This window comes from Agrobacterium sp. 22-3639C2 (assembly GCF_053522105.1).
Genome location: NZ_JBNWDB010000001.1, coordinates 761,732 through 773,290 on the forward strand (window position 1 = coordinate 761,732; position 11,559 = coordinate 773,290).

The 11,559-nt window shown below is 57.1% G+C and carries 13 protein-coding genes and 1 tRNA gene; 7 read left to right on the forward strand and 7 right to left on the reverse strand.

What is annotated here, in order from left to right; all coding sequences use genetic code 11:
* Positions 1 to 191: 191 nt before the first annotated feature.
* Positions 192 to 917 (reverse strand): phosphatidylcholine synthase, encoded by a 726-nt coding sequence (gene pcsA / locus ACQZ6D_RS03740; protein WP_025593712.1) that lies wholly within the window; start codon positions 915 to 917, stop codon positions 192 to 194.
* Between the two features lie 209 nt (positions 918 to 1,126).
* On the opposite strand from pcsA, the gene ACQZ6D_RS03745 reads away from it, so the two are divergent.
* On the forward strand, positions 1,127 to 2,335 hold the full coding sequence (locus tag ACQZ6D_RS03745; RefSeq protein ID WP_174047448.1) for a UbiH/UbiF family hydroxylase: 1,209 nt from the start codon (positions 1,127 to 1,129) through the stop codon (positions 2,333 to 2,335).
* Here the strand turns inward: ACQZ6D_RS03745 and ACQZ6D_RS03750 are convergent.
* Entirely contained in the window at positions 2,319 to 3,257 is a 939-nt protein-coding gene (locus tag ACQZ6D_RS03750; RefSeq protein WP_003515770.1) for an AEC family transporter, read from the reverse strand. The genes ACQZ6D_RS03745 and ACQZ6D_RS03750 overlap by 17 nt on opposite strands.
* Positions 3,258 to 3,292: 35 nt before the next feature.
* Entirely contained in the window at positions 3,293 to 4,039 is a 747-nt protein-coding gene (locus ACQZ6D_RS03755; RefSeq protein WP_025593718.1) for a cytochrome c biogenesis CcdA family protein, read from the reverse strand.
* Positions 4,040 to 4,380: 341 nt separating this feature from the next.
* Here ACQZ6D_RS03755 and ACQZ6D_RS03760 point away from each other — a divergent pair.
* The 3 genes from ACQZ6D_RS03760 to ACQZ6D_RS03770 all read left to right on the forward strand — a co-directional run bounded on the left by ACQZ6D_RS03760 (position 4,381) and on the right by ACQZ6D_RS03770 (position 6,385).
* Positions 4,381 to 4,456 (forward strand) — tRNA-Lys (locus tag ACQZ6D_RS03760).
* A gap of 310 nt (positions 4,457 to 4,766) precedes the next feature.
* The gene (locus ACQZ6D_RS03765) at positions 4,767 to 5,348 is read left to right on the forward strand and encodes a DUF1003 domain-containing protein (protein ID WP_065702429.1); all 582 of its coding nucleotides are present in this window, start codon (positions 4,767 to 4,769) and stop codon (positions 5,346 to 5,348) included.
* Between the two features lie 527 nt (positions 5,349 to 5,875).
* A complete protein-coding gene (locus ACQZ6D_RS03770) occupies positions 5,876 to 6,385 on the forward strand; it encodes a pyridoxamine 5'-phosphate oxidase family protein (RefSeq protein WP_236735813.1) in 510 nt (169 codons plus the stop codon).
* Positions 6,386 to 6,396: 11 nt separating this feature from the next.
* Here ACQZ6D_RS03770 and ACQZ6D_RS03775 read toward each other — a convergent pair whose 3' ends face one another.
* The 3 genes from ACQZ6D_RS03775 to ACQZ6D_RS03785 form a co-directional block, all read right to left on the reverse strand.
* Complete coding sequence (locus tag ACQZ6D_RS03775; protein ID WP_065702428.1) at positions 6,397 to 7,140, reverse strand: glycosyltransferase family 25 protein; 744 nt, start codon at positions 7,138 to 7,140, stop codon at positions 6,397 to 6,399.
* Positions 7,141 to 7,283: 143 nt separating this feature from the next.
* Positions 7,284 to 8,540: a D-Ala-D-Ala carboxypeptidase family metallohydrolase gene (locus ACQZ6D_RS03780; protein ID WP_448729618.1), complete on the reverse strand. Its 1,257-nt coding sequence runs from the start codon at positions 8,538 to 8,540 to the stop codon at positions 7,284 to 7,286.
* Positions 8,541 to 8,697: 157 nt separating this feature from the next.
* The gene (locus ACQZ6D_RS03785) at positions 8,698 to 9,138 is read right to left on the reverse strand and encodes a VOC family protein (RefSeq protein ID WP_003515949.1); all 441 of its coding nucleotides are present in this window, start codon (positions 9,136 to 9,138) and stop codon (positions 8,698 to 8,700) included.
* Between the two features lie 190 nt (positions 9,139 to 9,328).
* Here ACQZ6D_RS03785 and ACQZ6D_RS03790 point away from each other — a divergent pair, with 190 nt between their 5' ends.
* The gene (locus tag ACQZ6D_RS03790) at positions 9,329 to 9,907 is read left to right on the forward strand and encodes a cold-shock protein (protein WP_013636345.1); all 579 of its coding nucleotides are present in this window, start codon (positions 9,329 to 9,331) and stop codon (positions 9,905 to 9,907) included.
* The gene (locus tag ACQZ6D_RS03795; protein ID WP_019567113.1) at positions 9,907 to 10,392 is read left to right on the forward strand and encodes a DUF192 domain-containing protein; all 486 of its coding nucleotides are present in this window, start codon (positions 9,907 to 9,909) and stop codon (positions 10,390 to 10,392) included. The genes ACQZ6D_RS03790 and ACQZ6D_RS03795 overlap by 1 nt, the downstream gene beginning before the upstream one ends.
* 59 nt (positions 10,393 to 10,451) lie before the next feature.
* Here the strand turns inward: ACQZ6D_RS03795 and ACQZ6D_RS03800 are convergent, their stop codons facing one another.
* A complete protein-coding gene (locus ACQZ6D_RS03800) occupies positions 10,452 to 10,700 on the reverse strand; it encodes a BON domain-containing protein (protein WP_003515953.1) in 249 nt (82 codons plus the stop codon).
* A 211-nt stretch (positions 10,701 to 10,911) separates the two neighbouring features.
* Between ACQZ6D_RS03800 and ACQZ6D_RS03805 the strand changes: the two genes are divergently transcribed.
* On the forward strand, positions 10,912 to 11,181 hold the full coding sequence (locus ACQZ6D_RS03805) for a DUF982 domain-containing protein (protein ID WP_003515956.1): 270 nt from the start codon (positions 10,912 to 10,914) through the stop codon (positions 11,179 to 11,181).
* Positions 11,182 to 11,559 lie beyond the last annotated feature (378 nt).

The window sequence follows — 11,559 nt, forward strand, 5'->3', positions numbered from 1 at the left end:
CTCTACACCGGCTACCCATGCTTTCTTCGAAGCATTTCAGCAACCGTGGTCATTGTTCCCAATCAGGCTACAACACGTATGCAATGCTGCGCGATCATGATTTATTGATAACTGTTTTGCTGCTGCGCACAACTGAAAAAGACGTTGCTTAAATGCAATTTGCACAAGCAATAAACGGCTTTACGCTTTTCTTATTTCGCGCCGAGCGCGGGGAAAAACTGCAATATTCCGCCGATGCAATAGAGATAAAGCCCGCTCGCTACAAAGCCGATCACCGCCCAGGTCGGCGTTTCGAAATGCATCAGCAACGCATAACCGCCAAGCGCACACCAGACGAATACGATTGCCAGATTAAGCGGCCGCAATCGCTTCACGCGCACCGGATGCAGGAAATTGATCGGCAGGAATGTCAGGAACACCGAGACGGTAACGACAGTCATGGCTGTTGTGGCGCTGGCATCCATGACGAACAGCGTGAACACCACCATGTTCCACACCACCGGAAAGCCGGAGAAGAAATATTCGTCCGTCTTCATGCCCATGTCGGCGTAATAGATGGCGCTCGACACCACGATCATGCCAGCCGCAACGAAGGATAGCGGCTCGCCGATCATGCCGCTCTGGTAAAGCGCAAAGGCGGGCAAGAGCACATAGGTGACATAGTCGATGATATTGTCGAGCGTATCGCCGGACCAGTTGGGCAGAACTTCCTTCACCCGAACCTTGCGGGCGATGGGCCCGTCAATGCCATCCACCAGCAGCGCAAGCCCCAGCCACCAGAACATGTCGACAAAGCGGTGTTCGGAAGCGGCGACGACGCCAAGAAAAGCCAGAAACGACCCGGATGCCGTCAAAATATGAACGGAAAAGGCGCGGATTTCCGCGTAGGGAACACGCTTGTAGTTGAAAATTTTCATGGTCAGCGTCTGCGCCCCGCTTTTCATCCGCCCTGTTCATTCCGGTATGCGGCCATTCACCACGCTTTGCAACCGGCTGATCTGGCTTATCCTAGGACTAATATAGCGGTACAACCAACGAATGTTTACGCCGGGATGTTCCGGGGTCAAAGTGGATTTACCCGCGCAAAGCCTTTATGATGCCTTGGAAATAACAACGGATCAGGACCATGAGACACTTCGATATCGCCATCACTGGTGCGGGACTTGCGGGCCAGATTGCGGCCATAGCGCTTGCGCGGGCGGGCCGCCACGTGGCGCTTGTTGCGCCCCCCAGCGAAAAGAAGGACCGGCGCACGACGGCGCTGATGGACCAGTCGATCCGCTTCATGGACCGCCTAGGCCTCTGGTCGCGCATAGCCCCTGCCGCAGCCCGTCTTTCCACCATGCAGATCATTGACGGCACCGACCGCCTGCTGCGCGCGCCCACCGTGCAGTTCCGCTCCTCTGAAATCGGGCTGGATGCATTCGGCTGGAATATTCCCAATGAGGCGCTGCTTGGCGTGCTTAGCGAAGCGGTCGAACAGGAACACAATATTACCCGCTTCGAAACCACCGCCGAGACGATTGATATCGGCAACGACCGTGTATCGTTAACACTTGGCGATGGTGAAGCGCTCTCCGCAGATTTTCTGATCGGCGCGGATGGCAGGAAGTCGATGGTGCGGGATGCAGCCGCAATTGGCGTCAAATCCTGGTCCTATCCGCAGACGGCCATCGTTTTGAACTTCAGCCATAGCCGGCCGCACGGCAATGTCTCGACAGAATTCCATACGCCCACGGGACCTTTCACGCAGGTTCCCCTGCCCGGCGACCGCTCCAGCCTCGTCTGGGTTGTCACTCCAGCGCAAGCGGAAGAGCTGACGGCACTGCCGCTTGAAGCGCTCAGCCTCAGGGTGGAGGAGCGCATGCAATCCATGCTCGGCGCCGTTACGGTGGAAGACAGCGTGCAGGCATGGCCACTGTCTTCCATGACCGCGCATCGCTTCGGCAAGGGCCGCGTCGCCCTGATCGGCGAGGCTGCACATGGTTTCCCGCCCATCGGCGCACAGGGTCTGAACCTCAGCCTGCGCGACATCATCGCCCTCACCGACCTGCTCGGCGCCGTCTCCGACCGCCCGATTGCGGCGGATGCCGGCAGTAGCTTCGACCGCAAGCGGCGGGCGGATGTCTACACCCGCACCCTCAGCGTCGATCTCCTCAACCGGTCGCTGCTTTCCGATCTACTGCCGGTGCAGATGGCGCGTGCGGCTGGTCTGCATGTGCTATCCGGCATCGGCACGCTCAGAAGCATGGTCATGCGCGAAGGCATCGAGCCGGGGCGCGGGCTGAAGGCCCTGCCCTCGCTGCTGTTCGGCAGCTTCAAAAAGGCTGGATGAAATAAACCACGCCCGTCAGCGTGAAGACCGAAAGCACCGTCGAGATCAGGATCGTCGCCGACGCCCTCTCCTGCCAGACGTGATATTGCTGGCCGATGACGAAGACATTTGTCGCGGTCGGCAAGCCCGCAAGCAGCACGGCGGAATAGATCCATACCGGTTCGAACCGCCCGAGCGACGAGAGCACAAGATAAGCGGCAAGCGGATGCAGGATAAGCTTTGCCGGGACGATATAGCTGATTTCGACCGGCACCCGCTTCATTGGCCGCAGCGCCAGCGTGACACCCATGGCAAACAGAGCGCAGGGTGCCGCCGATTGCGCCAGATAATCCACCAGCCGCTGCACCGCCTCCGGCGGCTGCCATGAAAGCGAAGCGGCCAGAAAACCGGCGATTACCGACACGATGAACGGGTGAGTAATGACCTTGCGCGCCACATCCAGCGCAAGCCTTGCTGCAGAGCGCTTGTCACCGCCCGCAACCGCCATCATCGCCGGTGCGACGATGAAATGGGCGGCGTTTTCGAGACAGACGATCAGCGCGACGGGCACTGCCGCTTTTTCACCGAGCGCCAGAAGCGCAAGCCCCGGACCCATATAGCCAATATTGCCGTAGCTTGCCGCGAAACTCTGGATCGTCGTTTCGGCGAGATTGTTCTTTCTCACGAACCGGCCGATCAGGAACACAGCCAAGAAAATGCCGTAGGTGCAGGCAAGACTGGCGGCAACGAAATCCATGCGCGTCAGTTCTTCCACCGGCGTTTTCGACACCAGCTTGAAAAACAGCGCCGGAAGCGCCGCATAGATGATGAAGGTGTTCAGCCAGCCCATCGCCTCGACCGGCTGTTTCGTTATGCGCGCCGCGCCGTAGCCGATGAAGATCAGGCCGAAAAACGGCAAAAGCAATCCGACGATATCGGCCACAGTCTTTCCCCCGCGTATGAAATACGCGGGGAGGCTTAGCCGATTTTCATCAGGATCGGAAAGGTCTCCTGGAACCAGATCGCCACATTGGTGATGAAACCGGTCATGAAAGCGAGGCCGGTGAGCACCAGCAACACACCCATCAGCTTTTCCACAAGACCGAGATGGCGGCGGAAACGGACGAGGAAACGCATGAAGGAACCGGAAAAGGCTGCAGCAATCCAGAATGGCACCGCAAGGCCAAGCGAATAGACCGCAAGCAGCATCGCGCCATCTCCAACCGTGTCACGCGAGGCGGCAACGCCGAGGATCGCGCCGAGGACAGGACCGATGCAGGGCGTCCAGCCGAAGGCAAAGGCAAGGCCCATGACATAGGCGCCGGAAAGCGTAGCCGGTTTGCCCGCCCCCTGAAACCGCGCCTCACGCGAAAACAGGCCAATGCGGAAAACACCGAGAAAGTTAAGGCCCATCAGGATGATGATGAAACCGCCAATCTTGGCGAGAATATCGAGGTTCTGGCGCAACAGCGTGCCGATCGTCGAAGCACCGGCACCCAGCGCCACGAAGACCGTGGCAAAACCGAGCGTGAAGAAGAAAGCCGAAAACAGCACGGCCCTGCGGATTTCAGGCCGCGGCGCGGTATTCTCCGTCCTGAACTGCTCCACCGAAACACCGGCCATATAGCAGAGGTAAGGCGGCACCAACGGCAGGACGCAGGGCGACAGAAATGAAAGGGCACCGGCCAGAAGCGCGCTGAACAGGGAAATATCGGCAATCGACAAGAAAGAACTCCGCATTGACGCATGTCTCCCAAAAGCGGGAATCGGTTTTGGGATAACGTCACGCGCAAAAAGATCAGCAAGGCACGTCGCGATTCCCGAGATTCGCCGCGTTTCACGCTCTCATTTTGGCGCATGCCATTGCCGCAAAACGATTTCACCCGTTTGCCAGACATGTCTGAAGCCGCTTTTATCCCCAGCCGCCCCCTCTCTCCAATCACCTTTTCGGGGGTGCGACAAAAAAAACCGGATTGATTGTAGAAAGCGCTTTTTTTGGGTTGACCGAACGGATCGCTCTACCTATGTTCCGCGCACTTCCGAAGGGCATCCCAGCCCCGACACGGGAGAGCGTAGCTCAGCCGGTAGAGCAACTGACTTTTAATCAGTAGGTCCAGGGTTCGAATCCCTGCGCTCTCACCACCTTTATCAAAGATATCAGTAAGTTAAGACGCATAATGCCCATCGATATGTTCGCTGGCGGTAACGATATGCGCTTGCGCCGCGTGACTTGAAGTTGCGTTACGACAGATCTCGTCCCTGAAACTGCCTCCCAGAAGAACGCAAATCGCCGCCCTCCCTGACACGCCGTCCCCTGGCTCGCGAACCGGCCGATAAGGCAGCTCAATGCAAAGCATGGTACGATGGCGTGTGCTAATACCTGATCCGTGTAGGGGCGACCTTCGGTCCGGAGGCGGTCGTCGGAGTGACGCGAGCCAAGGGAGAAAGAACGATGGCAACCCGTATCGAAGACGACAGTGACATGCTCATACCTCAGGACCTGGCGGAGGGAGCGAGCCGTTATCTGGGGAAACCGCTTGAGCTGCTGCCGGACAGGGAAAAAGCAATATTTCGTCGTCTTGCAGCAAGGCGCACCATCTCGGCGGACGCGAATGCGGTTTTCGACGAGAGACTGACGCCCGGCCAGCGGCTTGCGGATGCGGTTGCCAAATTCGGTGGTTCCTGGACCTTTATCCTTATATTTGCGGCTTTGCTTGCGATATGGCTGAGCGCAAACATCATCGCGGCTTCGAACGCCTTCGATCCCTACCCGTTCATTTTCCTCAACCTCATCTTATCCATGCTCGCAGCGGTTCAGGCGCCGGTGATCATGATGAGCCAGAACCGACATGCGGCCAAGGATCGGATCGACGCCGCACATGACTACGAGGTCAATCTGAAGGCAGAGATCGAAATAATGGCGCTGCACGATAAGTTCGATCGGATGCGCTCTATCGAGCTGAAAGCCCTCGTCGATAAACAGCAGCAGCAGATCGACCTTTTGACAAAACTCGTGCTGAAACAACCAGGCTAGAAAATTTACGACAAAATACGGAAAATCGCGCCCGCGCGCCGATTCCATGTGCAACGGAACGCGCTTTGTGTGCCGGTGGTACAGTAGCAGCTGCAGCACTTCATGGATGGTTTCCAGACAAGCTATGTGCTTGCGCATCCCTCATATAGAGCGCAGAATAAATCAATGGCAGCATTTGAAGCGGGCGCTGTTATGTAAAGGTGCATCTGCCTTGGCCCCAACCAAAGGAGGACGAAATGTCTTCCACCAATCGAAAACGAAATGTCGATCCAGATCGTGCGCCACTGCTCGTCAAGGCGATCGACAGGCTTGAAAAGGGTGCTGCAACGTTATGCGGTTCGTCGAAATTCGACGCGTGCAGGCCAGTTCTGATCGCCGCCATTCGACGTGGTTCCGGCAGGCGTAAACCAATCCCGGCTGCGTCGGCTCCTCACCATAAGAACCGGGACATATTTCAGTCTACCCAAAAATCCGGAAGCCCGGCTGTCGAGAGATGGGAAAATGAAGGCGGCGCGATCAGATGATCGTTGTCGCCTGCCCAGAACGGAGTGATCATCATGGCGTCAAGTGTCCATCTGGAAGAAATGACATCGGCGGAATGCATCGCATTCCTTTCCCGGATGAGCTTCGGGCATCTTGCCTGTATCGATCATGACAGGCCCTATGTGGTGCCGATCCATTTCGTGTTTCACGAGGGTGGAGTCTACAGCTTCTCGATGATGGGAGCCAAGATAGAGAATATGCGCCTGAACCCTCATGTTTGCCTTCAGGTTGATGAGGTCAAAAACACCAGCACATGGACAAGCGTAATTCTCCATGGCCTCTATCAGGAGCTTGAAGATAACGAGCAATGGCAAAGCGAGCGGATCTACGCCTGGTCTCTGATCCAGAAACACCCGAACTGGTGGGAGCCGGGAGGCTCAACGATCCATCCGCACGAAAATGGAACAGACTCCACCAAGCCGATTTTCTTCAGCATCCAAAAAGAAAGCCTCACGGGCCGCAAAGCGGTCCAGAGGGAAGATTTCGTGCGTTAAGCGGCCTCCCTCTACAGATAGGCGTACACATACCGCGCAATATTGTCATAAAAACTGGAGAGATAGGCTGGCACCCGGTTCAACCGGGCAAATTTGCTGCCGCGATATTCCGCGCGCGTGCCGACCAGCGTGTCCGGATCGCCGAAAGGCAGAAAATCTTTTTCGGTGACGTATACATGCGTGCCGTAACCCCAGCCGCATTCCAGCGCCCGGTCGAAAGGCAGCGTCATCACCCTTGCCGCTTTCAGAAACTTCTCCGCTCCACCGCGTGAGATGATATAGCAGGCCGACGATCCCTGTGGCCCGTATATGCAGCGCCCCAGCTTGTCTCCGAGAGCGCTGGTCTTCCTAGCTCTGAAACCTCTGTGGCGGTGATTGGTCAGCTTTACGATGGAATTCTCAGGCATGATCGCGATCATTGCCTTGACCCGATCGGAGAAGTCAGGCGTGAAGGCAACATCATCCTCAACGATCACGGCAACCGGCACATCCGTGGCGAGGAATATCTCCAGTGCCTTGATATGGCTGGCATAACAGCCATACTCCCCAGGCAAGGCATGACGGCCGTTGCGAAGCTCAAAGCCGCGCCTGTTAAAATCCGTCCATTCGGCAGCGGGAATGGTCTTACCGTCAACACCTTCCACCGGGCGCAAATCTAGCCCAAGACCTGATGCTCCGTTCAGCATCTTTTCAAGACGGGCGCGCGCTCTGGCGATGGAGATGATGTAAACGGGAAAAGCGGATATCGGCAGCATTCGGAAAGCACCATGCGCATAGGGTCGGGAAACCGTCTCCTACAGCATGTGGCGCACCCTGTCTGCATGCCGTGATTTCCATGCCGGCAGAATTTCGGGCGAGCAACGCGCAAGCTTTGATGGTTCGAGAATGCGGCGCGAGATTATTTACGCGGGGCGGTGCGGCGGCAGCGCCAGTTCCAGTCTCTGGCTTCGCCCGTATCCATGTGAACCGATTCGGTGTGGCAATAGGTGCCTACACCACCACGCTGCGGCATCGAGCGCAGATAGGACGCAAGCTCCCATTTGGAAACGCCCTTGATCTGGATGTCGGCTGCATCGCAGGTGTAGTGCTTGGAACCCTGCCTTATGCCCTTTGGCGGGCGATAACCCGAGGTGACGATGGCCGGGCTGTTGTAGTGGCGCTCGACATCCTTGATCATGCGCACCAGTTCCGGCTTGAAACAACCGACTTCAACATGATCGGTCTGCAGGAAAAGCCCGTTCGGAGAAACTCGGGTGAGGCCGGAGAGCGAGGCAAGCTTCATCAGGCCGGCCGGCTGGTCATCCTCGTCTTCGAGATGCGCATCGTCGAATTCGTCAGACATCATCGAACGGCCGGAAAGCGCTATACCCATCGTCCTGTCCGATCCGCCGGAGAGCGCCGCAACCTGCGTATTCTCCGCCGTACCGTTTTCGATCATTTTCGGAAGGCGCTTCTTGGCCGCACCGGCGAAGAAAGCTGCCAGCGGCACTACTGTGCCCTCACTTTCCTGCCCCTCGCCTGCCCGTTTTGCGGCTCCAGAAGACTGTGCTGAAGCAGCTGCGAGCTGTTCCGACGCATTTTGCGGCGCTGGTACGGGAACCGCCTGACGGTTTTCGCTGTGCTGTTCTGCCGGTACCGGCACGGCAGTCGGCACTTGTCCCGTTGCGGATACCGGTTGCGGCTGTGTCGCCTGCACTGGTGCCGAATAGACGCTGCTGACGGCGGGCGCGATCCCCTGGGAAGGTGCGCCCGCTGCGGCTGTAGCTCCCGCCGCAACGGTAGGTCTGCTTGAATATATGCTTGATGTACCCGCGGAAATCGCCGTCGGCTGCGTCGTCAGGCCGCCAATATCGGCGGCGGCACCGTAGCCTTGTGCGGGGCCACCGGGCGCCTGCGGCTGGGCCGCAACGGCCCCGCCGGTTGCGGAGGCCACGGCGGGATCCACGTAATGCCCCTGCTGCTGTTTGGCGGCCGGACTATGAACCGCCGATGCCGCCTGCGCCTTCTGCTCGGCGGAAATCGCCGGCTTTTTGCTGTTGGCAGCCATGTCGTCATCCGTCACCGCTGAAACGCATCCGGCAAGCCCGAGCAACGAAACCGCGACAACAAGACGCTGACAGGCAACGCGTCCTTTCGCGCTATCGACAGCTTTCATGGGTGGCCTCCGTATCTTGCATTTACAACAGCAGCACGGGAACGGAATCGTCTGCTTTTTCAAAACAGGACATGCCGTTTCGATTCGCGGACTATGCCTCAACCCATCCGGACAAGGCAAGAGTGACCGAAATCGTCGCTTCTGGTCGGGAAAACCCCTACCAGGAACCCGTATTCTGCATAGATATCCACGGTTCGGCTGGCGCGAGGCTTTCGCCCTTCTGCAAGATTTCGAAGGAAATACCGTCGGGCGAACGAACGAAGGCCATGTGACCGTCACGCGGCGGCCGGTTGATCACGACGCCATTTTGCTGAAGGTGGGCACAGAAGTCGTAAATATTGTCGACCTCATAGGCCAGGTGCCCGAAATTGCGGCCGCCGGTGTAATCTTCGGTGTCCCAGTTGTAGGTGAGTTCAAGGGAAGGCGCCTTTTTTTCCCGCGCCGCAGAGATATCGTCGCGCGCTGCAAGAAAAACCAGAGTGAAACGGCCTTTTTCGTTTTCGATCCGGCGTATTTCCTCGAGACCCATCAGGTCGCAATAGAATTTCATTGATTCGCCAAGGTCTTTGACGCGAACCATCGTGTGCAGATACCGCATTTTCTTCCTCTCCAATACGCTTTTCCGGGCCATAAACGCATGATCGCAAGCCCCGGACAAGGACGGCGACATAAAAGCAGCTACGCAAATCAAAAACTAGGGCTTGCGTGGAACCGTTACCAAGATGTTAATCTGGTACACAGGAATCAGTTGACCGGTGTGTGGCGCGTAATCGAGGGGTTGGCAGGATATGGCTGATAGGATGTCATCGAAAACGATAGTCGATGTCGAGGACCTTTCGGCCGATGCCGTGGACCTGACCGAAATCACCGGCGCGGTGAAATGGTTCGACGTTGCCAAGGGTTTCGGCTTTATCGTGCCTGACAATGGCATGCAGGACGTGCTGCTGCATGTCTCCTGCCTGCGTCGCGATGGGTATCAGACCATTCTCGAGGGTACGCGCATCGTTGCCCTCATCCAGCGGCGTGACCGCGGCTTTCAGGCCTTCCGCATCCTGTCGATGGATCAGTCCACCGCCGTTCACCCGTCGCAGCTGCCGCCGGTGCGCACCCATGTGCAGGTTACGCCGTCAAGCGGGCTTGAGCGTGCAATCGTCAAGTGGTTCAACCGCACCAAGGGTTTTGGCTTCTTGACGCGCGGCGAAGGCACTGAAGATATTTTCGTGCATATGGAGACGCTGCGCCGTTTCGGCCTCACGGAACTGCGTCCGGGCCAAGTGGTGCTGGTGCGCTTCGGCGATGGCGACAAGGGTTTGATGGCGGCGGAAATCCACCCCGACAACCCGGCCCCGATCGGGATGTCGCACTGATGGCCGCTGTGTTTCGCAACTTGATGAAGAGCGCCGTTCTGGCGCTTCTTTTTTTCACGCTCTCAAGCGCAGCACAGGCTCAACAACAGCAGACGTTTCAATCCGAACCGCTGACGATAGAGACCGCCTCCGGAGAAACCCACGAATTTGTTGCGGAACTGGCGCTGGACAACGCCCAGCGCGAACAGGGCCTTATGTTTCGCAAGTCCATGCCGCTTGGAAGCGGTATGCTGTTCGATTTCGGCAAGGAGCGGGATGTAGCCATGTGGATGAGGAATACTCTCATTCCGCTCGACATGCTGTTCATCGCACGGGACGGGCGCATAACCCATATCCACGAAAACGCCGTGCCACATTCAGAAGCGATCATCAGCTCCCGTGGGTCGGTCAAATTCGTGCTTGAACTGAATGGCGGCACTGCCAAACGCTACGGCATCAAACCGGGCGATGTGGTTCGCAGTGCACAAATCGGCAACCGGAAATGACATTGCCGCGTTACTGCGTCTGAAAAGGCCGGACGACGTTTCGCCCGGCCGGCAAGATCTCAGTAGACCGGCTCGATATGGCTCAAAATCCGGCAATTGGAAATGGATGCGGCAAGATTGATGGCAATGTCGATTGCCTCGACCGAATCCGCCGTCCCTTCAAGATAGATCACGTCATTTTCGACGGTTGCGGAAATCCGCGACTTCTCGAGACCGTTTTCGAAAGCCAGTGCAGAGGTGATGGCCTCGCACACACCCGCCATGCGGTCTCCAAAAAAGCTTTCCTGAATGCCTGACAAATTGAACATGTGCGTTCTCCTTCTTGGCTGTTACAACGCCCGAATCACGGTTTTGTTCATCTCCGGTTCATCAATTCGTTCATCTTCCATTCATCTTGGCAAATTGGAACCCCCTGCCCGATCACATTTTAGGTGATCGGGAACCATTTTGTGAGGTGAGCATTTCGCGCATGGGAGTGAAATCTGCCGTCAAGGCGCATGAAACAGGGAGGAGAATGACATGCTGATTAACAAAACGGAGCCGTGTCACCACGCCTCGTGGATGAAGCCGGTGGCGATCCACCTGCCGCTATCCGCAGCGGTGGAAATCTACAGCCCTCTGGTGGCGCTGGACATGTTGATGTACCGCTGGCCGGACGAACACGGACCGGAATATGAGGACGCACGCAGGAACTGTCTCGATGCTATCGCCGGAAAATGCGACATCGAAAAAGCGCGGGAATCGTTTCTGGTCGCAAGCAGCCACGCGCATATTCTGAACATCCACTAGCTCGTCAAGCGGAAAGCTTTGTGAATATTATCGACTAAATATCAATCACTTACGGTGATGACAACCGGATGAGCGGCAAGTCGATCTGCGTTCATCAACATGGCTCCAGAGGTCAAAACAACGGGCAATCCACCTGCGTGGATCGCCCGTTTGATTGAAGCCTGAGCTTCGTCCTATTCAAATGGCCGGGCGCACAGGGATCGGGAGGTTGCTGTGAGATACACCGTCTTAATTTTCCCCATGCACCGGCAGTCAATACTCGGATAGATTTCTGTCTTACAATCGGTGTTTCGACGTGACTATTCCTGATAGCGCGACACGCCCGCTTCGTCGTTATGGCATTCAACCAGGCAAACGACCGTCTCCCCTAGCGAAGAG